At 75.4% G+C, this 24,825-nt stretch carries 17 protein-coding genes; 8 read left to right on the top strand and 9 right to left on the bottom strand.

Translation table 11 applies throughout. The features are described 5' to 3' along the window. Positions 1–19 precede the first annotated feature (19 nt). Complete coding sequence (locus ABFY03_RS35905) at positions 20–421, top strand: hypothetical protein (protein ID WP_346171970.1); 402 nt, start codon at positions 20–22, stop codon at positions 419–421. A gap of 534 nt (positions 422–955) precedes the next feature. On the opposite strand, the gene ABFY03_RS35900 is transcribed toward ABFY03_RS35905, so the two are convergent. Beyond that, the gene (locus ABFY03_RS35900) at positions 956–1,351 is read right to left on the bottom strand and encodes a RidA family protein (RefSeq protein WP_346172361.1); all 396 of its coding nucleotides are present in this window, start codon (positions 1,349–1,351) and stop codon (positions 956–958) included. Between the two features lie 171 nt (positions 1,352–1,522). Here ABFY03_RS35900 and ABFY03_RS35895 point away from each other — a divergent pair, with 171 nt between their 5' ends. Then, entirely contained in the window at positions 1,523–2,494 is a 972-nt protein-coding gene (locus ABFY03_RS35895; protein ID WP_346171969.1) for a helix-turn-helix transcriptional regulator, read from the top strand. 10 nt (positions 2,495–2,504) lie between these two features. On the opposite strand, the gene ABFY03_RS35890 is transcribed toward ABFY03_RS35895, so the two are convergent. After that, positions 2,505–3,476 (bottom strand): DUF2332 domain-containing protein, encoded by a 972-nt coding sequence (locus tag ABFY03_RS35890; protein WP_319007414.1) that lies wholly within the window; start codon positions 3,474–3,476, stop codon positions 2,505–2,507. Positions 3,477–3,595: 119 nt separating this feature from the next. Between ABFY03_RS35890 and ABFY03_RS35885 the strand changes: the two genes are divergently transcribed. Beyond that, a complete protein-coding gene (locus tag ABFY03_RS35885; RefSeq protein ID WP_346171968.1) occupies positions 3,596–5,389 on the top strand; it encodes a GNAT family N-acetyltransferase in 1,794 nt (597 codons plus the stop codon). 6 nt (positions 5,390–5,395) lie between these two features. Here the strand turns inward: ABFY03_RS35885 and ABFY03_RS35880 are convergent, their stop codons facing one another. Then, positions 5,396–7,480: an AMP-binding protein gene (locus ABFY03_RS35880; protein ID WP_346171967.1), complete on the bottom strand. Its 2,085-nt coding sequence runs from the start codon at positions 7,478–7,480 to the stop codon at positions 5,396–5,398. Positions 7,481–7,520: 40 nt separating this feature from the next. After that, on the bottom strand, positions 7,521–8,507 hold the full coding sequence (locus ABFY03_RS35875; RefSeq protein ID WP_346171966.1) for a GlxA family transcriptional regulator: 987 nt from the start codon (positions 8,505–8,507) through the stop codon (positions 7,521–7,523). Positions 8,508–8,614: 107 nt separating this feature from the next. On the opposite strand from ABFY03_RS35875, the gene ABFY03_RS35870 reads away from it, so the two are divergent. From ABFY03_RS35870 to ABFY03_RS35860, 3 genes are all read left to right on the top strand, one after another. Next, the gene (locus tag ABFY03_RS35870; RefSeq protein WP_346171965.1) at positions 8,615–9,529 is read left to right on the top strand and encodes a dienelactone hydrolase family protein; all 915 of its coding nucleotides are present in this window, start codon (positions 8,615–8,617) and stop codon (positions 9,527–9,529) included. A gap of 140 nt (positions 9,530–9,669) precedes the next feature. Next, positions 9,670–10,863, top strand: a complete 1,194-nt coding sequence (locus tag ABFY03_RS35865; RefSeq protein WP_319007419.1) for a cytochrome P450 — start codon at positions 9,670–9,672, stop codon at positions 10,861–10,863. Between the two features lie 14 nt (positions 10,864–10,877). Further along, positions 10,878–11,093: a ferredoxin gene (locus ABFY03_RS35860; RefSeq protein ID WP_319007420.1), complete on the top strand. Its 216-nt coding sequence runs from the start codon at positions 10,878–10,880 to the stop codon at positions 11,091–11,093. A 62-nt stretch (positions 11,094–11,155) separates the two neighbouring features. On the opposite strand, the gene ABFY03_RS35855 is transcribed toward ABFY03_RS35860, so the two are convergent. Next, positions 11,156–12,037 (bottom strand): diacylglycerol kinase family protein, encoded by an 882-nt coding sequence (locus tag ABFY03_RS35855; RefSeq protein ID WP_319007421.1) that lies wholly within the window; start codon positions 12,035–12,037, stop codon positions 11,156–11,158. Positions 12,038–12,068: 31 nt separating this feature from the next. After that, complete coding sequence (locus ABFY03_RS35850; RefSeq protein ID WP_346171964.1) at positions 12,069–13,664, bottom strand: FAD-binding oxidoreductase; 1,596 nt, start codon at positions 13,662–13,664, stop codon at positions 12,069–12,071. Between the two features lie 74 nt (positions 13,665–13,738). On the opposite strand from ABFY03_RS35850, the gene ABFY03_RS35845 reads away from it, so the two are divergent. Both ABFY03_RS35845 and ABFY03_RS35840 read left to right on the top strand, forming a co-directional pair. Then, the gene (locus tag ABFY03_RS35845) at positions 13,739–14,338 is read left to right on the top strand and encodes a TetR/AcrR family transcriptional regulator (protein ID WP_346171963.1); all 600 of its coding nucleotides are present in this window, start codon (positions 13,739–13,741) and stop codon (positions 14,336–14,338) included. Then, positions 14,335–15,909, top strand: coding sequence for a glycerol-3-phosphate dehydrogenase/oxidase (locus ABFY03_RS35840; protein ID WP_346171962.1), 1,575 nt, complete (start codon positions 14,335–14,337; stop codon positions 15,907–15,909). The genes ABFY03_RS35845 and ABFY03_RS35840 overlap by 4 nt, the downstream gene beginning before the upstream one ends. A 43-nt stretch (positions 15,910–15,952) precedes the next feature. Here ABFY03_RS35840 and ABFY03_RS35835 read toward each other — a convergent pair whose 3' ends face one another. Genes ABFY03_RS35835 through ABFY03_RS35825 form a run of 3 tightly spaced genes read right to left on the bottom strand, consistent with a single transcriptional unit; the run spans position 15,953 to position 24,821 of the window. Next, positions 15,953–17,032, bottom strand: coding sequence for a branched-chain amino acid aminotransferase (locus ABFY03_RS35835; RefSeq protein ID WP_346171961.1), 1,080 nt, complete (start codon positions 17,030–17,032; stop codon positions 15,953–15,955). Between the two features lie 52 nt (positions 17,033–17,084). Then, the gene (locus tag ABFY03_RS35830) at positions 17,085–17,483 is read right to left on the bottom strand and encodes a nuclear transport factor 2 family protein (RefSeq protein ID WP_346171960.1); all 399 of its coding nucleotides are present in this window, start codon (positions 17,481–17,483) and stop codon (positions 17,085–17,087) included. Between the two features lie 48 nt (positions 17,484–17,531). Next, on the bottom strand, positions 17,532–24,821 hold the full coding sequence (locus tag ABFY03_RS35825; protein ID WP_346171959.1) for an amino acid adenylation domain-containing protein: 7,290 nt from the start codon (positions 24,819–24,821) through the stop codon (positions 17,532–17,534). Positions 24,822–24,825 lie beyond the last annotated feature (4 nt).

Below are 24,825 nucleotides of genomic sequence, written 5' to 3'. Positions count from 1 at the left end.
GAAACGTATCTCTCATTCCATGACCCATGACATGGAACACTCGCTGTACGGACACCTGCGCGAACGCTTCGGCGACGAGGCTGGGTGGCCGGAGGCGACCACCCTGATCGTGCCGTATCTGCGGATCGTCGTGGACGCGCTGGGGCCGGAGGACGCCGTGACGTTCCTGACGGCGGTGCGCGGGGCGCTGGACGAGGAGACCGCCCGGGCAGGAACGATTCACCTGGGGTTCGGCGCGCACCTCTGGTCCCGGCTCGACGCCCTCGCCTGGGACGGGTCGCCGGCCAGGGCCTCGGCGTGGGAGGCGGCGCTCGCCATGCACCGGCTGGCGACGCTCATCCCGTCGGCCGGGCTGGCGGAACTCGTCGACGTCGGTCTGCGGTCCTGCCGGGCGTCGTTGCGCGTGCCTGCGGGCCGGTAGTTGGTTCGCCCGCCGTCGGAGGCGCCAGGCCGGTGGTCCGCACGCCCCCGTCGGAGGCGGCAGCCCGCTGGTCCGTACGCCCGCAGCCGGAGGCGGCAGCCCGCTGGTCCGTACGCCCGCAGCCGGAGGATGCAGGCCGGTATTGCGTACGCCGGCTGCCGGGGCGTGGTGCCGATGGCTCCGGCGGCGGGGACGGGCGCGCGGGCTCCGGCGGTCAGCAGGGGACGCGGACGGGCGCGTGGCCGGAGTCCGGTGCGGGGACGGCGGTCGGGTGTTCGGCAGGACGGGGCGGCCGCAGGAGACGACGACGTCGTCATGGCGGCTCCGGTAGCGGGTCCGGTACGCGCGCGTGGAGCGGGCCGGCATGGTGACGACCTCCTCCGCCGGCAGCAACTGATGCGCCCGTCCGCTCGCTCCCATGACGGGGAACGCTGCGCAGGGCGCGGGTTTCTGCCCGTACCGCCCCGCCCTCGCACCGGGCGGGCCGCCCCGCCGCGCGCCGTGACCGGCGGAGCAGCGGGGCGGTGAGGGGCCTCACGCGACCGCCGTGCCCTCCAGTTCGACCAGCTGGCCGGGGATCGCCAGGCGCGTCACGCCGAGCATCGTGGTGGTCGGCGCCACCCGCGCGGCGCCCAGCCGGGCCGCCAGCACGCCGTAGTGCCGGAACAGCAGGTCGACGTCGGTCGTGTAGACGTTGAGGCGGACGAGGTTGGCGAGGGTCATGCCGGCTCCGGCGAGGACGGCCTCGACGTTCTCGACGCTCAGCGCCAACTGGGCCGCCATGTCGCCGTCGTGGAGGGGCTCGCCCTTCTCGCTCGTCGCGGTCTGGCCGGAGAGGTACAGGGTGCGCGTCTGGCCGGAGACCAGCTCGCCCTGGTTGAAGCCCTTCTCGACCGACCACGCCATCGGGTTGACCGCGGTGCGCTCCATCGCCATGTCGGCTCCGTTCTTCTCGTGTCGACGCTTCCGCTGTCGACGTGTCGCTGCGGGTGGGTGCGGGGACGTCCGACGGCTCGGCCTCGCCGGCCTCGACGTCCTGTGTGCGGGAGCCTGCCAACGAATCACGACATCCTTCGTCATGTATTCCGCTACGGTCGCCGCATGCGCGCCGACCGGCTGGTCTCCCTGGTCCTCCTGCTGCGCCGGCACGGCCGGCTGACCGCCGACACCCTGGCGCGCGAGCTGGAGGTGTCCACGCGTACGGTGCTGCGCGACATCGAGGCGCTGTCGGCGGCCGGGGTCCCCGTCTACGCCGAGCGCGGACGGCACGGCGGCTTCTCCCTGGTGCCGGGGTTCCGGACCGAGCTCACCGGCCTGAACCACGACGAGGCCCTGGCCCTGCTGACGGCCGGACCGGGGCGCGGGGAGCAGGCGTTCGGGCTCGGTCCAGCCCTCGCCTCGGCGATGCGGAAGGTGGTCGACGCGCTTCCCGAGACCCATCAGGCCACCGCGAGCGACGCGGTCCGGCGGTTCCTGGTCGAGCCGGAGACCGACCTCCTCGCCCGTCGGCAGATCACCGACGAGGTCCCGGGCACGACGATGGGCGAGGTCAGGCGCGCGGTGCTCGCCGGGCGCAAGCTGCGCATCCACTACGCGGCCACGGGCCAGGCCCCGCGGTGGCGCACGGTGGACCCGATCGGCCTCGTCACCGTGCGCGACCGGGCCTATCTGCTCGCCACGCGCTCCGGTGAGGACCGGACGTACCGGCTGTCGCGGATCCTGGCCGCCGAGGAGTTGCCCGAGGCGGCGGTGCGGCCGGGGCAGGTCGATCTGGACCGGATCTGGCGGGAACGGTCGGCGCGGTTCCTTTCCGGCGGCGACCACGTCACCGTGCTGGTGCGGATGGATCCGGCGCGGCGGGAGGAGCTGCTGGACACCGTGCTCGCGGTCCGCGCGGAGGAGCCTGAGGCGGACGGGTGGCTGCGGCTGGAGGTCGTCTTCCAGGACGCGCGGCACGCCGAGTGGGCGCTGTGGCAGCTCGGCACGGAGGCGGAGGCGCTGTCGCCGCCGTCGCTGCGTGCCGCGCTGCGCGAGCGGGCCGTCAGGGTGGCCGCCGTCTACGCGCCCCCGTGAGCCGTCGTCCTCACGGCGTGGGGAGCCATTCCAGCGACTGACCGTGGGGGCCGGTGCGGGCGAGCGGCCGCTCGTTCAGGGCCAGGGTGAAGAGGAGGCCGTCGGCCTCCGGGAGGGGCGGGAGGCGGCGGTCGACGGCGGGGAGGACGCCCGGGGCCTCGTTCGAGATCCAGGGGCAGGCCAGGTCCCGCATGGTGGCGGCGAAGGACGCGCGCTTCTCCGGCGGGAGGTAGGCGAGGACCGCGCTGTGCAGGACGACCGGTGTGGCGCCCGCGGGGGCAGCCGCCACCAGGTCGCGGATCGTCGCGTCGAGGTCGCCGCGGACGAGCGTGGGGGGTTCGGTGCGGGCGACGCCGACGGCGTTCCGGAGGCGCGCCAGACGTTCGTGCTGCTCGGGCCAGACGAGGCACTCCAGCCAGTGCACGTCCTGCGGTTCGGACACGTCCAGCGGATTCAGGTCGACGCCGGCCCGCCAGACGACCTCCGGCAGCCGCTCGGGCAGCGGCACGGGACCGGTCGTCACGCAGTCCAGGACGACCGGGCTGTCCGCTTCCCCGAACACGGCTCCGCCGTCGTAGCGGTACGCGTAACGGTCCGGGTAGAGGCAGAGGCCGGCCGACGCGCCGACCTCGATGAGCGCCAGCGGCTGCGGCAGCCGAGCCAGGACCGGCAGCAGGACGGCACAGCGGCCCGGCTCGTTGGTCTGGGTCCGCCGCTCCAGCATCGTGTTCCGGACGCGGGTCCAGTGCGTGACGGTCCACGCGCGGAAGGCGGCGTAGTCGTCGCCGACCGGGCCGTTCAGGAAGCGCACGGCGGCCAGCAACAGATTGGGCTGCCGCCGCTCGCCGGGGAGTTGGTCGACGAGGGAGAGGAGGCCGGGATCGTCGGCCACTCCCCCGGCGAGCCGCTCGTACGACGGGGAGTGCCCCCGCGCCTCCGTCGCGGCGAACCGCAGGTACCGTGCCGACGTCTCGCTCGCCATCCGTCTCACCGCGCCCTTCGTCACGCCGCCGTCCGCTGTCGGTCCGACGATCCGGTGATCATGCCAGAGGGCCGGGGATGATGGCGGCACGTGTGGGGCGTGGGGGAGGTCGGTGCGGGGTGGAGGTCAGGGAGGGGCGGGCGGACGAGGCGGAGACGCTGAGCGCGCTGGTGCTGCGGTCCAAGGCGTCCTGGGGGTACGACGCCGCCTTTCTCGCGGCGTGCGCTCCTGAGCTGCGGATTCGGGCCGAGGAGGTCGCGGTCCGGCGGATCGTGGTCGCGCAGGACGCGCGGGGTGGGGTGCTGGGCGTCGCCTCGCTGGAGGGGGAGCCTCCGACGGCGGCGCTGGGGTTGCTGTTCGTGGAGCCGGCGGCCATGGGGCGCGGGGTGGGGCGGCTGTTGTACCGGGAGGTGGTGCGGCGGGCTGCGGAGCTGGGCGTCGGCCGGCTGGTGATCGACGCCGATCCGCACGCGGCCGGGTTCTACCGGGCGATGGGGGCCGCGGTCGGTGATGACGCCTGTGGAGTAAAGGAGTTGGTGCGGTTCGAGGTGGCGCCCGTCCCGCTGCCGGAGTGGGCGCGGGCGTGGACGGGCGGCGCGCCGGCCGTGCACGTGGGCAACGTCGCCGATTTCCACGCGCAGTTCGGGGACGGTGAGGGGGATCGGGAGAGGCGGGCCGCGGCGGATCACTACGCCTGTCTCGCCGCCTTCTCCAGTCCGGAGCCGGCGGCGCTGGTGCTGCCGCGTGTCGTGCCGCGCGGCTGGATCGAGCGGGTGGGCCGCGAGTTGGGCTGGTCGGCGGTGGAGGTGTACGACGGCCTCGTCGGTCCGGGGGGCGGCGGGCTGGTCGACGCGCTGCGGGGGCGGCCCGCTCTCCTGGGGCGGCTGGCGGAGACCGGGCTGCCGTGGGTGGCGTGGGGGTGGACCCGGGCGCTGGGCGAGGTGACCGGGCGGGCCCTCGGGGAGGGAGAGCTGCGGTACGAGTCGAAGTCCGCGGCGCACGAGCTGTTCGCGGGGATCCTCGCGCGCGGCGGGCATCCGCGGATCGTGCTGCCCGGTCAGTGGCGGGCCCGGACCCGTCGGGAGGCGGTCCGGCTGCTGGGTGCCCGGGTGCGCGCCGGGGAGGCCACCGTGGTGAAGACCGAGCATGGCGTGGGCGGTTCCGGGACCTTCATCGTCACGCCCCGGCGGGTGCGTGAGGCGGGCGGGGTGCGGGCCGTGTTGCGCCGGCTGCCGCGGGGGCCGTTGCTGGTGGAGGAGTACGTCCCGGGGCCGGAGCGGGACGCGGCGGGCGGCCCGCGCGATCTGACCTGCGACGGGTTCGTCGACGCCGACGGCCGGGTGTGGGTGGTCGGTGGTGCGGTGATGGAGGTCCGGGACGGCTGTTACGCGGGGGCCACCGTGGGGCCCTCGGTGGTGCCCGCGTGGGCGGAGCGGCCCCTCGTCGCGTTCGGGCGGGCGGTGGGGCGCGAGCTGGCGGACTCGGGGTACCGGGGCTGGTTCGACGTGGACTTCGTGGCCGACGGGTCGGGGCGGCTGGCGCCGACGGAGACGAACCTGCGGCTGACCGGTCCGTCGGTCGCCTTCATGGTGGCGGCCCGGCTCGACGCGCTGCGGGGCGCCGGGCACCTCGTCCGGATCGTCGACCGTGTCGGACTCGGGGCGCGCCTGCCCGAGGCCCCGTTCGACGACCTCTGCCGGGAACTCGCGCGGGAGTGCGCCGGGTTGGGGGCGGTGTTCGTCCCGGCGATCCCGACCGGCGCCTTCGAGCCCTCGCCCTGGCTGGGGTTCCTCGTGGCGGCGCGCGACCCGGAGGTGCTGGACGCGGCCGAGGCGCTGGTCAGGGCCGGGGCCCGGCGCGTCGGGGCGGACTTCGCCGGGCTGGAGGAGGACGGCGCCGGGTCACGCCGGTGACCGCCGTCAGATCGTGGTGTCCTCCTCCGCGCCCTGGGGGTTCTTCGGCTTGCTCAGGGCGTACAGGGCGACGACTCCGGCCGCGAGCATCAGCGGGATGTTGAAGGCGTAGACGAGGGCGGCCTGTCGGGGCCAGTCGTTCTTGGCCGCCAGGCGGTAGAAGTTGTCCTGCGGCCACCAGGCCATCAGGAGGTACGCCACCGCCAGGTGCGCGAGCGTGGTGAGGGGCCGTCCGCGCCCGCGGCGCCGCATCGTCGGACGCCCGAAGAACAGGAACACCGCACCGGCGCCGAACGACAGCCACTCGAAGACGTACAACAGGCCGAACAGTGCCGACCAGGGGGACGGCACCCCGGCGAGGTCGGTGGAGCCGGGCCACAGGACGTCCGTGAGGAGGACGGCGACGAACCCGAACGCCACCGTCCCCCAGACGACGCCGCACGACGCCGGGGCTTCGCCCGGCGCGGCGGCTCCGGCCTTCGCCGTCCTCGCCCCTCCTCCGGGCCGCGCGGGGAGGGGCAGGGCCGAGCGGTCCTCCTGGCCCGCCCGGTTGCGCGGCAGGCTGCGGACGCGGACGACGGCCTGCGGCATGTCCTCCTCGGGCACCTTGCCGGCGAGGTGGGCCCGCAGCTCCGCTACGTCGGGCCGCACGGCGGTCCCCGACGACGGGGCGGGTGGTGTCACGTAGGCGACCAGGCGGCGCGTGCCGCGTGCGCCGCGGCCGTCCGGCGTGCCGTCGACGCCGGTGACGACGACCGCGCCGACGCCCTCGTGGCCGCGGATCGCGGTCTCGACCGCGTACGGGTCGAGGGGGCGGCGGCCCGGCAGGGTGATGCGGTCGCGGATCCGGCCCGCGAACTCCAGCAGACCGTCCTCGCGGACCCGGCCGAGGTCGCCGGTGGGTATCGGTCGGCCACCGCCCGGTGGGGTGAGGTGGATCTCGCCCGCGACCACCTCGGCGGCGCACCCGGGGAAGGGGGTGCCGAGCAGCGTGGGGCCTTCCGGGAGGTCGACGGGGTCGCGCAGGCACGGCAGCTCCAGCCAGGTGCCGGTGCCGGCCGTCTCGGCGAGGCCGTAGACGTTGAGCACGCGGGCCCCGGGGCGGAGCAGAGTGTGCAGGGCGGCCTGTTCGTCGAGGTGGAGGCGGTCCCCCGTCACGGCGAGCAGCCGCAGCGGCCGGAGGGCGGGGTACGGGTCGCGCCGGTCCGTGGGGGCGCGGGCGAGGAGGTCGGCGGCGCCGTCGGGCCCCGCGTACAGGACGGTGACGCCCTCGCTCGCGACGAGGGCCGGGAGGTCGTCGCCGGCCCCCGCTCTGCGGGGTGCGGCGGCGGGCAGGACCAGGGTTCCGCCGGAGCACAGGGCGCGGGTCCAGCCCGCGGCGAACGCGCTGACGTCCGCGCCGGTGGCGATGAGGTGGCGGTCCGCCGGGGTCACCCGCGTCACCTCGGCCCAGGCCTCGTAGGCGGCGAGCAGCACGTCGTGGGTGAGGGGTACGGAGCGCGGCTCGGCGGCGGCGGTGAACAGGCGGGCCGCGAGGGCGCCGGGCGCCGGGGCGAGCTCCTGGGCGGCCTCTACGTCGCCTGCCGCGTCGGTTTCCGCGACGGCTTGCGCGACGGCTTGCGCGTCGGCTTGCGCGTCGGCTTGCGCGTCAGTGTCGGTAACGGTGTCGGGGTCGGTGTCCAGGAGGACGACCGGCGGGCCGTGGCCGGTGTCGAGGGCCGCTCGGTCGGCGGGCCGGGTGAGCAGGGCGAAGGGCTCGACGGCGGCGAGTTGTCGCCGCCCGATGTGCGGGTGCTCCGCGTCGAGGACGGCGTACGCGCCGCCGGCCTTGAGGACGGCGAGGATCGCGACGACCAGCGAGGTCCGGTCGGAGACGCCGACGGCGACGAGGCCGCCGGACGGCAGGCCGGAGGCGCGCAGGTCGCGGGCGAGCAGGGCGGCGCGCGCGTCGAGCCGCGCGTAGGTCAGGCGGCGCGGGCCCGCGGCGACGGCGACGGCCCCGGGGGTGGTCCGGGCCCAGTGTGCGAAGCGATGCAGGACGGTGTCGGCGGTGGTCCCGGTGGGGCGACCGGAGTCGGATCGCTGCGTCATGGATCGATGATGACACCGACGTCCCCACGGCTCACGGTTCTCAACGCCCTTTCTCCATAGGGCCCTTCGCGGTTCGGCAGGCGCTCGGGCGGCGGCCGGTGTGGCGGACGAAGAGGGCGGTGAAGGTTCCGGGGTCGCGGTAGCCGACGTCGGCGGCGATGGCGGCGACGGTCCTGTCCGTGGTCTCCAGGAGGTGGCGGGCGCGGCGGACGCGCGCGGCCTGCAGGTAGGCGAGCGGGGTCCGGCCGGTCTCCGCGCCGAAGCGGCGGAGCAGGGTGCGGGTGCTGACGCCGAACTCCCGCGCCAGGGCCGGGAGGTCGTAGCGGGCGGCGAGGTTCTGGTCGAGCCGGCGCATGACGCCGGCCGCGAACGCGTGGCCCGTGGCGGGGAGGAGGTCCGTGTCGACGTAGGGGGTCTGGGTGGCGCGGGCGTCGTCGAGGAGGGCGACGCGTGCGGTGCCGCGGGCGACCCGGGGGCCGTCGTGGTCGCGGACGAGGCGCAGGGCGAAGTCGTACATGGCGCTGAAGGCGGCGGTGGTCGTCACCCCGCGGTCGGTGACGACCAGGTGCTCCGGGCGGATCCGGACGTCGGGGTAGCGGCGGGCGAACCGGTCGGCGTACAGCCAGCTGGTGGTGGCCTCGCGGCCGTGGAGCAGGCCGGCCTCGGCGAGGAGGTAGGCGCCGACGCAGATCGACACGACGGCGGTGCCCGCCTCCGCCTGGGCCTTGATGGTGGCGGTCTCCGGTGCGAGGTGGGCGAGCGTCGCGTCCAGGTCGAGGGCGGGTGACAGTGCGAAGCCGGGCACGACGAGGACGTCGGCGGGGCGCACGGCCGAGACGTCGACGCGGGAGCCGCCGGAGGCGAGGACGCGCCGGCGCGGCGAGACCACGGTCGTCTCGTACGCCGCCTCCGCCCGCCCCTGGGCGGCGGCGACGTGCCCGGCCATGGTGAGGAGGTCGGGTACGCCGAAGACCTCGGACGCGAAGCAGCCGGGATAGGCGAGCACGCTCACGCGCAGGGGACTCATGCGGGACCTCCGGCGGACGAGGGACGGTGGCGGGGTGGCGGTATCGCCCGGAGACTCGGCGATATCGCCGGTTCTCCGGGGAACCGGCGCCCCCTCATCCTGCCCGTATGGGAAGCGCACACGGGCAGAGCAGCCGGAGCACCCGGAACACCCACGACAAGCACGACAGACAGGACAGACAGGACAGGCAGGGCAGGCAGGGCGACGATCGGCTGGACGACTTCGAGCGCCGGGAGGTCGAGGTGGGGGGCGTCGCCAAGCGGGTGTACGTGTCCGGGGCCGGGCCGGCGGTGGTGATCATGCCGGAGATGCCGGGGATCAGCCCGGACGTCGCCCGGTTCGCGCGGTGGGTCCGGGAGGCGGGGTTCTCGGTGTACCTGCCGTCGCTGTTCGGCGTCGACGGGGCCTATCCGCGGGCCGAGGCGGCGGAGACCGTGGTGCGGCGGGCGTGCGTCGCGGCCGAGTTCCGGGCGTTCGCGGGCGGTGGGACCAGTCCGGTGGTGGGGTGGCTGCGGGGCCTGGCCCGGGCGGCGCACGCCGAGCGGGGCGGGCCGGGGGTCGGGGCCGTCGGGCTCTGCTTCACCGGGAACTTCGCGCTGTCGATGACGCTGGAGCCGGCGGTGGTGGCGCCGGTCGTCAACCATCCGTCGCTGCCGCTCGACGATCCCGCGGGGCTCGAACTGGGCGAGGACGATGCCGCGGCGGTGGCCGAGCGGGTGCGGCGGGACGGGCTGAAGGTCCTCGCGTACCGGTTCGAGAACGACCGCTGGTGCACGGGCCGAAGGTTCGCCGCGTACCGGGCGCTCCTCGGTGACGCGTTCGACGGGCGGGTGCTGCCGGACGAGGCGGCGCACCCCGATCCGCCGCCGTTCTTCCGCGAGGTGGTCGGCTGCCCGCACAGCGTCGTCACGGCTCATCTGGTCGATGCCGCGGGTCACCCCACCGTGCGTGCCCGGGACGAGATCATCGCCTTCCTCGCGGACCGGCTCGCCTTGCCCCCGAGGTCTTCCATTGCAACGTGACGTTGCGTTCGAAGGCGGCCCATTGCACCAATTTCCTTCGCCTACCTGGGCGTTCCTCATATTGAGATTGACGAACCCCTGAACGCAACGTAGCTTTCGGGAATCGTCAACCACGTCATTGCGCGAGAAGAGGAACGGCCATGAGCGAATCCCTCCACACCGTCGCGGCCATGCCGACGGAGCGTCGGCCCGGGTGCCCGTTCGACCCGCCGGCCGAGCTGGTCGAGGCCCGCGGGCACGGGCCCATCGTCCGGCTCACCCACCCGGGCGGCATGCCCGGCTGGCTGATCACCGGTTACGACCTGGTGAGGTCGGTGCTGGCGGACCCGCGCTTCAGCTCGCGCAAGGACCTGCTGAACGTGGTCGACTTCGAGATCCCGCCGGCGCCGCCGGGCGAGTTCCTGCTCATGGACGATCCGGAGCACAGCCGCTACCGGAAGCCGCTGGTCGGCAAGTTCACCGTGCGGCGGATGCGGCTGCTCACCGAGCGGATCGAGCAGGTCACCGCCGAGTGTCTGGACGCCATGGCGGCGGCCGGCTCGTCGGCGGACCTGGTGACCGCGTTCGCGAAACCGATCCCGACCATCGTGATCTGCGAGATCCTCGGGGTGCCCTACGAGGACCGCGCCTCCTTCCAGCAGCAGATCGACGCCTTCATGGGCGGGGAGGTCGGCGACGAGGAGCTGATCGCGGCGTACACCGCCACGCAGGAGTACCTGGCGCGGCTCGTCGCCGCCAAGCGCGCGCACCCGACCGACGACGTGCTCAGCGAGCTCACGGACAGCGATCTGACCGACGAGGAGCTGAAGGGGATCAGCCTGATCCTGCTCGCCGCCGGGTTCGACACCACCGCGAACATGCTGGCGCTCGGTACGTACGCGCTGCTGCGGCACCCGGAGCAGCTGGCGGCCCTGCGCGAGGACCCCTCGCTCATCGACGGGGCGGTGGAGGAGCTGCTGCGGTACCTGAGCGTCGCCAAGACGTTCATGCGGACGGCGCTGGAGGACGTCGAGGTCGGCGGGCAGCTCGTCGAGGCGGGGACGACGGTGGTCCTCTCGTACAACACGGCCAACCGTGATCCGGAGCGGTTCACCGACCCCGACGTGCTGGACGTCCGGCGGCCGTTCGACGGGCACCTGGCGTTCAGTCACGGCATCCACCAGTGTCTCGGCCAGCAGCTGGCGCGGATCGAGATGCGGGTGGCGTTCCGCGCGCTGCTCGACCGCTTCCCCTCGCTGCGGCTCGACGTGCCGGCGGAGGAGGTCCCGCTGCGCCCGGAGACGGCGGACATCTACGGGGTGAAGAGCCTCCCGGTCGCCTGGGACGAGAAGTGACGGGGGCGGCGGGGATGGGGCTGAGCGTGGACCGGGAGCGCTGCATCGGTGCGGGGATGTGCGCGATGACCGCGCCCGCCGTCTTCGACCAGGACCCGGACGACGGGCTCGTGGTCCTGCTGGACGCCGAGCCCGCCGCCGCGGACCGTGCGGCGGCGCGGATGGCGGCCGGCGTGTGCCCGTCCGGCGCGATCGTCCTCCGGGACGCTCCGGGGTCCGGCGGCGCGTAGGCGGAGGGGCGCCCCCGGTCCGCGCGGTGCGGGCCGGGGGCGCCTCGACGACGGGGTCCGGGTCAGGCCAGGACCCGGAGCGCGCCGGGGCGGACCCGGAGGGTGACCGGGAGGGTGGCGTCGACCTCGCCGTCAGCGCCGTACGGCAGCGGGCGGTCGGCCTCGACGCGTATCTCCTTGCCGCGCAGGATCTCGACCTGGGGGCGGTTCAGGTGGGCGCCGGTCTTCAGCTCGTTCATCATGGCGAAGAAGAGCCGCTTGGGGGCCTCGCGGATGACCACGACGTCGAGCAGGCCGTCGTCGAGGCGGGCGCCGGGCGCGATGTTCCTGCCGAAGCCGTAGAAGCCGGAGTTGGCCGCGACCACCGTGTAGCCGGTGCGCTCGTGGCGGACGCCGTCGACGGTGATGCGGTAGTGGGCGGGCTTCCAGGCGAGGACCGCCCGCAGCCCGCCGGCGTAGTACGAGGCCGCGCCCCGCAGGATCCGCGAGGCGTTGGCGTGGCGGTTGGCGACCGCGTCGACGCCCGCGTACACGCTGCCCAGGACGCAGGTCCTGGCGTGGGTCGCGGACTCGACCTCGATGGTGTCGACCGCGCGCGGCTCGCCGCCGAGCAGGACGGCGGCGAGCCCCGGCGCGTCGGTGGGCAGTCCCAGGGCGCGGGCGAAGTCGTTGCCGCGGCCCGCGGGCACGAGGCCGAGCACGGTGTCGGTGCCGCTGAGCGCGCCGCCGATCCCGCCGGCCATGCCGTCGCCGCCGACGGCGAGGACGACGTGGCCCCGCTCCCCGGCCCGCAGGGCGAGTTCGCGGGCGTGCTCCAGGCTGCGGCTGTAGACGGTGTCGAGTCCGGCGCCCGCCTCCCGGAGCAGCCGGGCCAGCGGGAGCAGGCCGGCCGTGCCGCTGGAACCCCCTGCGGTGGGGTTGACGACGGCGGTGAAGTGGCGCATGGATCAGGCCTCCGGGCGGCGGGAGAGGTGGTCAGCGGACGGGGACGAGGACTCCGGGGTTGAGCACGCCGGACGGGTCGATCTCGGCCTTGACTGCCTGCAGCATGCGGATGCCGAGGGGGCCGATCTCCCGGACGTACCAGTCGCGGTGGTCGGTGCCGACGCCATGATGGTGGCTGATGGTGCCGCCGGCCGCCAGGATGGCGTCGTTGGCCGCCCGCTTGGCCGGCTCCCAGTGGGCGACCGGGTCCTCGCCCTGCGCGGAGACGACGGTGAAGTAGAGGGAGGCGCCGTTCTCGTAGGTGTGCGAGATGTGGCACATGACGAGGGGCGGGGTGCCGGCCTCGGTGAGCGTGGTCGTGAGGGCGTCGCGGACGGCCGTGTAGAGGCCGGGGATCGCGGACCAGAAGGCGGCGGTCTCCAGCGTCTCGGCGAAGGCTCCGGCGTCGAGGAGGGAGTCGCGGAGGTAGGGGGCGTTGTAGCGGCCGTGCTCCCAGCGGTCGCCGGGTTCCTCGCCGAGGTACGCGCCGTCGCAGGCGAGCAGCACCTCGCGGGCGGCGGCGCGGCGGACGGCGGTCTCCTCCTCGGTGCCCTCGTAGCCGACGATCGCCATGCAGCCGGGGTTCGGGGGGAGTTCGGCGCTGCCGATGGCGTCCGGCTGCGCGAGGCCGACGAAGGTCTCCGACTCGTCGGAGAGCCGCAGCACCGTGGGGCGGGGGCCGTCCTGGGCGAGGCGGCGCAGCGCCGCCGTGCCCGCCTCGAAGGAGGCGAAGCGCCAGCCCTCGTAGACGCGGCGGGCCGGGAGGGGGCGGATGCGGACGGTGATCGCGGTGATGACGCCGAGGGCACCCTCGGAGCCGAGAACGAGCTGGCGGAGGTCGGGTCCGGCGGCCGAGCGGGGGGCCCGGCCGGTCTCCAGGGTGCCTTCGGGGGTGGCGACGGTGAGGCCGAGGACCATCTCGTCGAAGCGGCCGTAGCCGGCGGAGGCCTGGCCGCTGGAGCGGGCCGCGGCGAAGCCGCCGACGGAGGCCCATTCGAAGGACTGGGGGAAGTGGCCGAGCGTCCAGCCCTGGGCGTTGAGCAGTTCCTCGCAGCGGGGGCCGCGCAGGCCGGGCTGGAGGGTCGCGGTGCGGGAGACCTCGTCGAGCGCGAGCAGCTGGTCCATGCGGCGCAGGTCGAGGGCGACGAAGGGGCGCTCGGTGGTGGGCGCGAGGCCGCCGACGACGGAGGTGCCGCCGCCGAAGGGCACGGCGGCGAGGCCGTGTTCGGCGCAGGCGGCGAGCACGGCGAGGACCTCGTCGTGGCCGGCCGGGAGGACGACGGCGGCGGGTACGTCCTCGACCTCGCCCGAGCGGATGCGGAGGAGGTCCGGCGTGGACTTGCCGCGGGTGTGGCGGATCCGGCTCTCGGCGTCCTCCCGGACGCCGTCCGGGGCGGCGACGGCCTTGCGCAGCGCGGCGCGGGCCTCGTCGGTGAGCGCGGGGGCGGGCGGTTCGATCGCGTCGAGGGCGGCGGGGCCGCCCTCGCGGGGGGTGACGCCGAGCAGGTCGCGCAGAAGGCCGGTGACCGCGTCGGGCAGGGGTGCCGCCTTGGCCGGGTCGCCCCAGCCGCTCCACAACATGTCCACTTCGAGAGGTTCCTCACGGTCTGTTTCACGGACGGCTCTGCCGCTCGGCCCGCACTGGCATTACACTGTGACAGATGACGCCCATTCGTCACAACCATGCAGACGGAGATCCCGTGCTCGACGCCGCACGCGACTGCGTGCTCGCCGTCGGCGTACGACGCACCACCCTCACCGACGTCGCCCGGCGCGCGGGGGTGTCCCGGATGACGCTCTACCGGCGCTGGCCCGACGTGCGCAGCCTGGTCGGCGACCTGATGACCCGTGAGTGGATCGGCGTCGCCGCCGGGGCGATGCCCCCGTCCGACGACGACCGGCCCGAGCGGGAGCGGATCGTCGAGGGGCTCGTCGCGGGCGCCGCCGCCTTCCGGGCGCACCCGCTCTTCCACAAGATCCTCGACGTCGACCCGGAGCTGCTGCTGCCGTACATCCTCGACCGGCGGGGCGCCAGCCAGGAGGCCCTTCTGGGCCTGCTCCACGGCGCGCTGGAGGACGGCCACGAGGACGGGTCCGTGCGACGGGCCCGGGTGGACCTCCAGGCCCGCTCCCTGCTGCTGGTCGTCCAGTCCTTCACGCTCTCGCTGCGCACCATGACCGACGAGAGCGACCCCGAACTGAGCGAAGCCGCCTTCCTCGACGAGCTGCGCACCCTGCTGGAGAGGACCCTCACCCCGTGAACCCCACGAGCGGCACCGCCCTGCCCGGATCCTCGCTGAACGCCGAGCGCCGCCGGCGCGAGCTCGACCAGCTCGCGAACGGCCCCGCCGGCACCGTCGACGTGCTCGTCGTCGGGCTCGGCGCAACCGGGGCCGGAGCCGCGCTCGACGCGGCGACCCGGGGGCTCGGCGTCGTCGCGATCGACGCCCACGACCTCGCGTTCGGCACCTCCCGCTGGAGCTCCAAGCTGATCCACGGCGGGCTGCGCTACCTCGCCTCGGGCCAGCTCGACGTCGCCCACGAGAGCGCCGTCGAGCGCGGCGTCCTCATGGAGCGCACCGCCCCCCACCTGGTCCGCGCCCAGCCCTTCGTGCTGCCCCTCACCCCGCTGGTGGGACGCGCCCAGGCGGCCCTCGCGCAGGCCGGGTTCCTCGCGGGCGACCTGCTGCGGGTCGGGGCCCGCACCTCGCGCGGCACGCTCCCCCGGCCGCGCACCCTCTCCGCCGTCGAGACCCGCCACCTCGCCCCCGCCCTGCGGCCCACCGGACTGCGCGGCGGACTGCTCTCCTGGGACGGCCGGCTCTCCGACGACGCCCGCCTCGTGACCGCGATCGCGCGCACCGCCGCGGCCCACGGCGCCCGGATCCTCACCCGCGTCCGCGCCCTCGAACTGCACGGCGACGGGGCGGTGGTACGCGACGAGACCACCGGCGAGACGCTGCGCATCCGCGCGCGCACCGTCGTCAACGCGACCGGCGTGTGGGCGGGCGGACTCGTCGACGACGTCCGGCTGCGGCCCTCGCGCGGCACCCATCTGGTGCTGCGCGCCGAGGACCTGGGCCGGCTCTCCGCCGGCCTGCACATCCCGATCCCCGGCGAGACCAACCGCTTCGTGCTGGTCCTCCCCCAGGGCGACGGACGGGTGTACGTGGGGCTCACCGACGAGCCGCTCGACGGCGCCGTCCCCGACGTGCCGGAGGTCCCCGAGACCGACATCGGCTTCCTCCTCGACGTACTCGGCTCCGCGCTGGACGTCACCGTCCGGCGGTCCGACGTCGTCGGCGCGTTCGCGGGCCTGCGGCCGCTGCTCGACACCCGGGACGCGTCGGGCCGCACCGCCGACATCTCGCGCCGGCACGCGGTCCTCACCTCCCCCGACGGCGTCGTGACCGTCGTCGGCGGCAAGCTGACCACGTACCGGCGGATGGCGCAGGACGCCGTCGACGCCGCCGTGGCCGCCCGCGCCCTGGAGGCCGGGCCCTGCCGCACCGCGTCCGTCCCGCTGGTCGGCGCCGCCGCCCCGCGGGTCCTCGCCGGGCTCGACGTCCCGGCGCGACTCGTGCACCGGTACGGCTCCGAGGCCCCGGCCGTCCACGCCCTCGGCCTCCGGGACCCGGCGCTCGCCGAACCCGTGGTGCCCGGCCACCCCGTCACCGGCGCCGAACTGGTGTGGGCCGTCCGTCACGAGGGGGCCCTCGACGCGGCCGACGTCCTCGACCGCCGTACCCGCATCGGCCTGGTCCCGCAGGACCGCGCCGTGGCCGAGAAAGCGGCCGGCGCCGCCCTCGCCGACGCGTCCCGGGTGGGCTGAACGGCCCGGGACGGGCGGCGGGGGCGGCGCCGGCCGCGGGGTGTCAGGAGATGCGGTGGAGCCAGCCCTTCGGGTCGGGGGCGGTGCCGTGGTGGAGGTTCACCAGGGCCTCGCGCATCGCGAGCGTGACCGGGCCGGGCTCGCCGTCGCCGATCGTCCAGTCGCCGTCCCGGTCCTTGACGTGGCCGACGGGGGTGACGACGGCGGCGGTGCCGGACGCGAACACCTCGGTGATGCGGCCCTGCGCGCACTCCCGCCGCCACTGCTCCAGCGAGATCCTCTCCTCCCGGGGGACGTAGCCCATGCTCTCGGCGATGGCGAGGAGCGTGTCGCGGGTGACGCCCGGCAGCAGCGAACCGCTGAGGGCGGGGGTGACGATCTCGGCCCCGGGACCCGAGCCGCGCACGAAGAACATGTTCATGCCGCCCATCTCCTCGATCCAGGTGCGCTCCAGCGGGTCCAGCCAGACGACCTGCTGGCAGCCGGCCTCCTGGGCCTGGAGCTGGGCGACGAACGAACCCGAGTAGTTCCCGGCGCACTTGACGTTGCCGGTGCCGCCCGGGATGGCGCGGCTGTGCTCGTGGCTGATCCACACGGACACGGTCTCCATGGCCTTGCCGAAGAAGCCGCCCGCGACGAACGCCATCATCAGGTACTCGTACGTGTGGGAGGGGCGGAGCATCAGGTTGGCGTCCGCGCCGAACATCATCGGCCGCAGGTAGATGCTGTGGCTCGGGTCGTCGGAGAGCAGGCCCTGGTCGGCCCGCAGCACCTGCTCGATGGAGTCGACGAAGACGTCCTCGGGCAGTTCCGGCATGGCCAGCCGGCGGGCGGAGCGCTGGAAGCGGCGGGCGTGGTCCCACGGCCGGAAGACGGCGACGCCGCCGTCGGCCTGGCGGTGGGCCTTCAGCCCCTCGAAGATGACCTGGGCGTAGTGCAGGCCGATCGTCCCCGGGTGCAGGGTGAGCGGCTGGAGCCGGCCCAGCTCGGGCTTGTGCCAGCCGTCGGTGGCGTTCCAGGAGAGCGTGTACATGTGGTCGGTGAAGGCGTCGCCGTGACCGGGGGCGCGGACGGGCCGGGGCGCGGACGCGGCGGCGGAGTCGTGGTCGAAGGTGAGCGTCATGGCGGGTTCCTTACGGGTCGACGGGGGGTGGCGGGGTTCCGGCTCGGGCCGGTCAGACGAGCGGTGCGAAGAAGAAGGTGTCGCGGCGGCCGAAGCGGCCGTCGTCGGCGACCCGGAAGAAGTCGGCGAAGCGCAGTCCGACCGTGGTGCCGTCGTGGAGCTCGCCGTGGAACTCGCCGTGGACGGCGATGTCGGAGCCGTCGGCGACGATCGTGGTGAGGGTGTGGCGGCCGGTGCGGATGACCCGGGTGCCGCCGTAGAAGCGGGTGAGGCCCTCGTGGCCGTCGAACGGCGGGTAGCCGGGGCGGTGGTAGACGGCGTCCGGGGTGAACAGGCCGACGAGGCCGGGGACGTCGCCGGCGTCGACGAGGTCGTAGTAGTGGCGCACCCGGTCCTCGGTGGAGGCGGGGGTGGTCGTCGGGGCGGCGGGCGGGGTGGTGTCGGTCCGCATGGAGGTCTCCTGGGTGGGGAGGAACGGGAGGGACGGGTGGTCGGTGGATCAGTGCGCCGGCGGGGTGAGCCGGTCGGCGAGCGCGCCGGCGATGCGGGCGAGCGGGTCGGGCCGGGTCATGGCGCCGTGGGTGCAGGGCACGTCGTGGACGTCGATCCGGCCGGCGACGTACGGCTGCCAGTCCCGCGGGTCCGGCCGGTGTCCGGTGCGGCCTTCGGTGGCGGCGAAGAACAGCAGGTCGCCGTCGAAGCGTTCGGGGACGAAGTCGTGGCGCAGCCGGACGTTGGTGGAGAACACCTCGGCGAGCGCCGCGAGTTCGTCGCCGGTGAAGTGGACGAGCGGTCCGCCGTCCTGGCGGACGGCCCGCTCGAACCGGGCGAAGGTCAGGGGCTCGTCGGGGACCGGGAGGCCGAGGGAGGCCAGCAGGGCCGCGAGCGTCGTCGGGCAGTCGGCGGGCGGCGGGCCGCCGGCCCGCCAGGACGGCGGCGCGGGCGTGGCGCCGCCGGGTTCGGCGGCCGCCCCGGCGCGGTCGCCGGTCGCGGTGGCGTCGGCGGGGCGGTGCGGGTAGCCGTCCATGACGGCCAGGAGGGCGACCTCCTGGCCCTCGGCGCGCAGCCGGGTCGCCAGCGCGTGGGCGACGAGTCCGCCGAAGGACCAGCCGAGCAGGTGGTACGGGCCTTCGGGCTGCACCGCGCGGAGCTGGGCGAGGTAGTCCTTGACCATCGCGTCGAGCCCGGCCGCCGGCAGGTCCGGCGGGGTGAGGCCGCGGGCCTGGAGGCCGTACACCGGCCGCTCGGGTCCGAGGTGGCGGAGCAGACCGGCGTACACCCAGCTGATCCCGGCCGCGGGGTGGACGCAGAAGAGGGGGGCGGCCCGGGTGCTGGCGCCGCGCGGGCGCAGCGCCAGCGGGGAGGCGAGCGAGGTGCCGGTCCGTGCCGCCGGGGCGGGGCCGGTGCGGTCGAGGCGGGGGGCGAGGCCGGCGACGGTGGGGGCCTCGAAGAGGGCCTGGATGCCGAGGTCGACGCCGAAGGCGCGGCGGATGCCGGTGATGAGGCGGGTGGCGAGCAGGGAGTGGCCGCCGAGGTCGAAGAAGCCGTCGTCGATGCCGACGGTCTCCACGCCGAGCACCTCGGCGAACAGCCCGCACAGCGTCTCCTCGCGGCTGTCCCGCGGCCGTCGTGCGCCGGTGGTGTCGGCGAGGGCGGGCCGGGGCAGCCGGCGGCGGTCGAGCTTGCCGCTGGGGCTGAGGGGCAGCGCGTCGAGCCGGACGAACAGGCTCGGGACCATGTGGGCGGGCAGGGCCCGGGCGAGGTGGTCGCGCAGTGCGCCGGTACCGTCCCCGCCGACCGTCGCGGCCCTCCCGCCGGCGCTGTGCCCGTCCGCCGTCGCCGTCGTCCCGCTGCCGCCGTCCCCGTCGTCCGCCGCCGTCGTGCCGTTCCCGGCGCCGACGACGTACGCGACGAGGCGCCGGTCGCCGGGCCGGTCCTCGCGGACCACGACGGCGGCCTGACGGACGTCGGGGTGGCGGGTCAACGCGGCGGTGATCTCGCCGAGTTCGATGCGGAAGCCGCGGAGCTTCACCTGGTCGTCGGCGCGGCCGAGGAATTCGACGGCGCCGTCGGCGCGCCATCGGGCGAGGTCGCCGGTGCGGTACATCCGGGCGCCGGGCGGTCCGAAGGGGGCGGCGGTGAAGCGTTCGGCGGTGAGGCCGGGGCGGCCGAGGTAGCCGCGGGCGAGCTGGACGCCGGAGAGGTACAGCTCGCCGGTCACGCCGGGCGGCACGGGGCGGAGCGCGGCGTCCAGGACGTGGACGCCGGTGTTCCAGACGGGGCGCCCGATGGGGACGCCGGCGGAGGCGGCCGGTGAGCCGGTGGCCGCGTCGGCGGGGTCGAAGCGGTGGCTGGTGACGTCGACGGCGGCCTCGGTCGGCCCGTAGAGGTTGTGCAGCTCCGCCGTGCTCGCGGCGGCGAACCGTTCGGCGAGGGCGGTGGGCAGGGCCTCGCCGCTGCAGATGACGCGGCGCAGGGAGCGGCAGGCGGTGACGTCGGTGGCGGCGAGGAAGGCCTCCAGCATCGAGGGCACGAAGTGGACGGTGGTGACGGAGTGCCGCCGGATGAGGCCGGCGAGGTGGTCGGGGTCCTTGTGGCCCTCGGGCCGGACGACGACCAGGGTGGCGCCGGTGATCAGCGGCCAGAAGAACTCCCAGACGGAGACGTCGAAGCTGGACGGGGTCTTCTGGAGCACCCGCTCGCCGGGTTCGAGGCCGTAGGCGTGCTGCATCCAGGCCAGCCGGTTCACGATGGCGGCGTGGGTGACGACGACGCCCTTGGGGCGGCCGGTGGAGCCGGAGGTGTAGATGACGTAGGCGGGGTGGTCGGGCCGGGCCTCGGGGAGCGCGTGGACGGCGGCGGGCGCGGGGGCGGCTTCGAGCCGGGCGGTGAGGTCGGGGGTGAGGACGAAGGCGGGGGCCGCGTCGTCGAGCATGTGGGCGACGCGGTCGCGGGGGTAGTCGGGGTCGATGGGCAGATAGGCGGCGCCGGCCTTGTGCACGGCGTACAGGGCGACGAGGAGTTCGACCGAGCGGGGCAGGGCGACGGCGACGACGCGTTCGGGGCCGGCGCCGTGGGCGACGAGGTGCCGGGCGAGGTGGTCGGCGCGGGCGTCGAGTGCGGCGTACGTGATCCGCTCGTCCTCGAAGAGGACGGCGGTGGCGTCGGGGGTGCGGCGGGCCTGGTCGGCGAAGAGCCGGGGCAGGGTGGTGGGGGTGACGGGGGTGGTGGTGGCGTTCCAGTCGTGCCTGATCCGGTCGTGCTCCGCGCCGGTGAGGAGGTCGACGGAGCCGAGGGTCCGGTCGGGGTCTCCCGCGAGGGCGGCGAGGAGGACGGACAGGCGCCGGGCCAGCAGCTCCACGGTGGCGTGGTCGAAGAGGTCGGAGGCGTAGCCGAGCGTCCAGTCGAGCCCGGCGGGCCGGCCCTCGGGGTCGTACCGCTCCTCGATGCCGACGGTCAGGTCGAACTTGGCGACCCAGGTGCCGACGGGGACGACCTCGGTGGTGAGGCCGCGCATGGCCTCGGCCCGGCCGGAGGCGGTGGGGTCCTTCTTCACCAGGAGGACCTGGAAGAGGGGGTGGCGGGCGAGGGACCGGGCCGGGTTCAGCTCCTCCACGAGTCGCTCGAACGGCAGGTCCTGGTGCGCGAACGCCGCCAGGTCCGTGGCGCGGACGCGGCGCACCAGGGCGCGGAAGGTCGGGTCGCCGGAGGTGTCCGTGCGCAGCACGAGCGTGTTGACGAAGAAGCCGACGAGCTCGTCCAGGGCCTCGTCGGTGCGGCCGGCCACGGGGGTGCCCAGCGGGATGTCGGTCCCCGCGCCGAGCCGGGTGAACAGGCCGGCGAGCGCGGCCTGGCACACCATGAACACGGTCGCCCCGCACGACCGGGCCAGCTCGACCACCCGGCCGTGGACCTCGGCGTCCAGCGCCAGCGGCACCGCGTCGCCGCGGTGGCTCGGTACGGCGGGACGGGAGCGGTCGGCGGGCAGGGCCAGCTCCTCGGGGAGGTCCGCGAGGGTGTCCTTCCAGTGCGCGAGCTGGCGGGCGGCGAGGCTGTCCGGGTCGTCGGCGCGGCCGAGGACGTCCTGCTGCCACAGCGTGTAGTCCGCGTACTGCACGGGCAGTTCGGGGCGTACGGCGTCCCGGCCGGCGGCGCGGGCCGTGTACCCGTCGGCGACCTCGCGGGCGAGGGCGCCCATGGACCAGCCGTCGCAGACGATGTGGTGGAGGACGAGCAGGAGGACGTGGTCGTCGTCGCCGAGCGTGAACAGGGCGGCGCGCAGCGGCAGTCCGGTGGTCAGGTCGAAGGGCCGGCGGGCGAAGGCGCTGAGGTCGTCGGTCAGCCGGTCCGCGTCGGTGGGGGCGAACTCCCAGGGCACCTCGGCCGCCTCGTGCGGCAGCACGTCCTGCCAGGGGCCGGAGTCGGACTCGGGGAAGCGGGTGCGGAGCGCTTCGTGGCGGCGCACGGCGTCGGCGAGCGCGTCGTGGAGCGCGCGGCGGTCCAGGGGGCCGCGCAGCCGGAGGGCGAAGGGCACGTTGTAGAGGGGGCTCCGCTCCACCCGGCTGAAGAACCAGAGGCGTTGCTGCGCGAAGGAGAGCGGCGGCGCCTCGGGGCGGGGTGCAGGGCGCAGGGGGCGCCGGGCCAGGGCGGCGGAGTCGAGGCGGACGGCGAGACCGGCGGGGGTCGGCGCCTGGAACAGGTCGCGGACGGTCATCTCGACGCCGAGGGCGGCCCGCACGCGGGTGATCAGCCGGGCGGCGAGGAGGGAGTGGCCGCCGCGGGCGAAGAAGTCGTCGTCGATGCCGGTCTCGGGGAGGCCGAGGAGGTCGGCGAAGAGTCCGCAGAGGATCTCCTCGCGCGGGGTGCGGGGGGCGCGGTGGGCGGCGCCGGCGGTGACGTCGGGGGCGGGCAGGGCGCGTCGGTCCAGCTTGCCGTTGGGGGTGAGGGGCAGGGCGTCCAGGGCGACGAACGCGGACGGCACCAGGTGGTCGGGAACGCGGCCGGCGGTGTGGGCGCGCAGCCCGGCCGGGGTGGTGCCGGGGCGGACGGGGACGACGTACGCGACGAGGCGCCGGTCGCCGGGGCGGTCCTCCCGGACCACGACGGCGGCCTGGCGGACGTCGGGGTGGGCGGTGAGGTGGGTCTCGATCTCGGCGGGCTCGACGCGGAAGCCGCGGATCTTGACCTGGTCGTCGGCGCGGCCGAGGTATTCGAGGACGCCGTCGGAGCGGCGGCGCACGAGGTCGCCGGTGCGGTAGGCGCGCTCGCCCGGGGCGCCGTGAGGGTGGGCGACGAACCGTTCGGCGGTGGCCGAGGGGTGGTGGAGGTAGCCGAGGGCGAGTCCGGTGCCGGAGAGGTACAGCTCCCCCGGCACGCCGGGCGGCACCGGCCGGAGCCGGTCGTCGAGGACGAGGGCGTGCTTGCCGTGGACGGGGGTGCCGATGGGGATGGGCGCGCCCGTCAGGTCGGCGGCGGTGATGGTGTGGGTGGTGGTGAAGCCCATGCTCTCGGCGGGCCCGTACCCGTTGGTGACGCGGACGTGGGGGAAGCGGTCGAGGACCTGGGCGGCGTGGGCGGCGGAGGCGGCCTCGCCGCCGGTCATGGCGGCGTGGAGGCCGGCGAACGCCTCGGGGTGTTCGTCGAGGAGGTGGTTGAAGAGGCTCGCCGACGCCTTGAGGACGGTGACGCCGTGCCGGGCGACGAGGGCGGCCATGGCGTCCGGTTCGGGGCGCTGCCCCGGCTGGAGGACGACGCGGCCGCCGTTGAGGAGGGGGCCGAGGAGTTCGGTGGCGAAGGCGTCCCAGGACATGGGCGCGGCCTGGAGCCAGGTCTCGCCGGCGCCGAAGGGGGCGTACTCCTGGCCGGTGAGGGTGCCGGTGAGCGCCCGGTGCGGGGCCACCACGCCCTTGGGGACGCCGGTGGAGCCGGAGGTGAACATGACGCAGGCGGGTGCCTCGGCGCTGTCGGGGCGGGCGAGGGGGCCGGCGGCGTGCGGGGCGGGCCCGGCGGTGGACGGGGCCTCCGGGTGGATCGGCGGGATCCCGGTGGCGGCGAGCCACTCCGGTACGTCCCCGGCCGTGACGACGGCGGCGGCCCGGGTCCGGGCGAGGACGGCGGTGAGCCGTTCGGCGGGGAAGTCCGGGTCGAGCAGGGTGTAGGCGGCGCCGGCCTTGAGCACGGCGAGCAGGGCGCGGACGAGGTCGGGGCCGCGTTCCAGGTGAACGGCGACGATGTCCCCGGCGCGCACCCCGTGGGCGTGGAGGCGGTGGGCGAGCCGGGTGGCCTGGGCGTCGAGTGCGGCGTACGTGATCCGCTCGTCCTCGAAGAGGACGGCGGTCGCCTCGGGGGTGCGGGCGGCCTGGGCCTCGAAGAGCCGGTCGACGCGTCCGGGTGACGGCGCCGGGCGGCGGTCCTCCGGGGCGGGGAGCAGCCGGCGCCGTTCCTCGTCGGTGAGGAGGTCGACGGAGCCGAGGGTCCGGTCGGGGTCTCCGGCGAGGGCGGTGAGGAGGACGGACAGGCGCCGGGCCAGCAGCTCCACGGTGGCGTGGTCGAAGAGGTCGGAGGCGTAGCCGAGGGTCCAGTCGAGCCCGGCGGGGCGGCCCTCGGGGTCGTACCGCTCCTCGATGCCCACGGTCAGGTCGAACTTGGCCGTTCCTGTGCCGACGGGGAGGGTGTCGACGTCGAGCCCCGGCCAGTGTGCCGGGGAGCCGCCGGGGCCGCTCGCGTCCTTCTGGACGAGCATCACCTGGAAGAGGGGGTGCCGGGCGAGCGACCGGGCCGGGTTCAGCTCCTCCACGAGCCGCTCGAACGGCAGGTCCTGGTGCGCGAACGCCTCCAGGTCCGTGGCGCGGACGCGGCGCACCAGGGCACGGAAGGTCGGGTCGCCGGAGGTGTCCGTGCGCAGCACGAGCGTGTTGAGGAAGAAGCCGACGAGTTCGTCGAGGGCTTCGTCGGTGCGGCCGGCGACGGGGGTGCCCAGCGGGATGTCGGTCCCCGCGCCGAGCCGGGTGAACAGGCCGGCCAGGGCCGCCTGGCACACCATGAACACGGTCGCCCCGCACGACCGGGCCAGCTCGACGACCTGCCGGTGCGCGTCGGCGCCCAGGGCCAGCGGCACCGCGTCGCCGCGGTGGCTGGGGACGGCGGGGCGGGGCCGGTCGGCGGGCAGGAGCAGTTCCTCGGGGAGGTCCGCGAGGGCCTGGCGCCAGTGGCCGAGCTGGCGGGAGGCGACGCTCTCCGGGTCGTCCTCGCGGCCGAGGACGTCCTGCTGCCACAGCGTGTAGTCCGCGTACTGCACCGGGAGTTCGGGCCAGACGGGTTCCCGGCCGGCGGCGCGGGCCGTGTAGGCGGCGGCCAGGTCCCGGACGAGCGGGCCGAGGGACCAGCCGTCGGCGGCGATGTGGTGGCAGACGAGGAGGAGCACGTGGTGGTCGGGGGCGACGGTGAACAGGGTGGCGCGGAGCGGGAGTTCGGTGGTGAGGTCGAAGACGTGCCGGGCGGCGCCGGCCAGCGCGGCGTCGACGCCCTCCGGTCCGGTGGTGACCGACTCCCAGGCGATCGGGGCCTGTTCGGCGGGCAGGATCTCCTGCCGGGGTGTGCCGTCCCCGGACTCGGGGAAGCGGGTGCGCAGCGCCTCGTGCCGGCCGAGCACGTCGTCCAGCGCGCGGCGCAGGGCGCCGGGGTGGAGGGTGCCGCGCAGGCGGAGCGCGAGGGGGATGTTGTAGCTGGGGTTCGGCTGGGTGCGGCTGAGGAACCACAGCCGCTGCTGGGCGTACGACAACGGGATCATGGAT

Source organism: Streptomyces roseofulvus (genome assembly GCF_039534915.1).
GTDB classification, from domain to species: domain Bacteria; phylum Actinomycetota; class Actinomycetes; order Streptomycetales; family Streptomycetaceae; genus Streptomyces; species Streptomyces roseofulvus.
The sequence above is the reverse complement of the archived record's forward strand: the minus strand, read 5'-3'. Positions and strand labels throughout refer to the sequence as shown.

Bases quoted from the DNA above. Each gene is read 5' to 3' on its own strand.
- ABFY03_RS35905 (WP_346171970.1), top strand. From the start codon at position 20: ATGACCCATGACATGGAACACTCGCTGTACGGACACCTGCGCGAACGC.
- ABFY03_RS35835 (WP_346171961.1), bottom strand. From the start codon at position 17,032: ATGACGCTCACCTTCGACCACGACTCCGCCGCCGCGTCCGCGCCCCGG.
- ABFY03_RS35875 (WP_346171966.1), bottom strand. From the start codon at position 8,507: ATGAGTCCCCTGCGCGTGAGCGTGCTCGCCTATCCCGGCTGCTTCGCG.
- ABFY03_RS35900 (WP_346172361.1), bottom strand. From the start codon at position 1,351: ATGGAGCGCACCGCGGTCAACCCGATGGCGTGGTCGGTCGAGAAGGGC.
- ABFY03_RS35880 (WP_346171967.1), bottom strand. From the start codon at position 7,480: ATGACGCAGCGATCCGACTCCGGTCGCCCCACCGGGACCACCGCCGAC.
- ABFY03_RS35895 (WP_346171969.1), top strand. From the start codon at position 1,523: ATGCGCGCCGACCGGCTGGTCTCCCTGGTCCTCCTGCTGCGCCGGCAC.
- ABFY03_RS35890 (WP_319007414.1), bottom strand. From the start codon at position 3,476: ATGGCGAGCGAGACGTCGGCACGGTACCTGCGGTTCGCCGCGACGGAG.
- ABFY03_RS35845 (WP_346171963.1), top strand. From the start codon at position 13,739: ATGACGCCCATTCGTCACAACCATGCAGACGGAGATCCCGTGCTCGAC.
- ABFY03_RS35825 (WP_346171959.1), bottom strand. From the start codon at position 24,821: ATGATCCCGTTGTCGTACGCCCAGCAGCGGCTGTGGTTCCTCAGCCGC.
- ABFY03_RS35865 (WP_319007419.1), top strand. From the start codon at position 9,670: ATGAGCGAATCCCTCCACACCGTCGCGGCCATGCCGACGGAGCGTCGG.
- ABFY03_RS35860 (WP_319007420.1), top strand. From the start codon at position 10,878: ATGGGGCTGAGCGTGGACCGGGAGCGCTGCATCGGTGCGGGGATGTGC.
- ABFY03_RS35830 (WP_346171960.1), bottom strand. From the start codon at position 17,483: ATGCGGACCGACACCACCCCGCCCGCCGCCCCGACGACCACCCCCGCC.
- ABFY03_RS35870 (WP_346171965.1), top strand. From the start codon at position 8,615: ATGGGAAGCGCACACGGGCAGAGCAGCCGGAGCACCCGGAACACCCAC.
- ABFY03_RS35855 (WP_319007421.1), bottom strand. From the start codon at position 12,037: ATGCGCCACTTCACCGCCGTCGTCAACCCCACCGCAGGGGGTTCCAGC.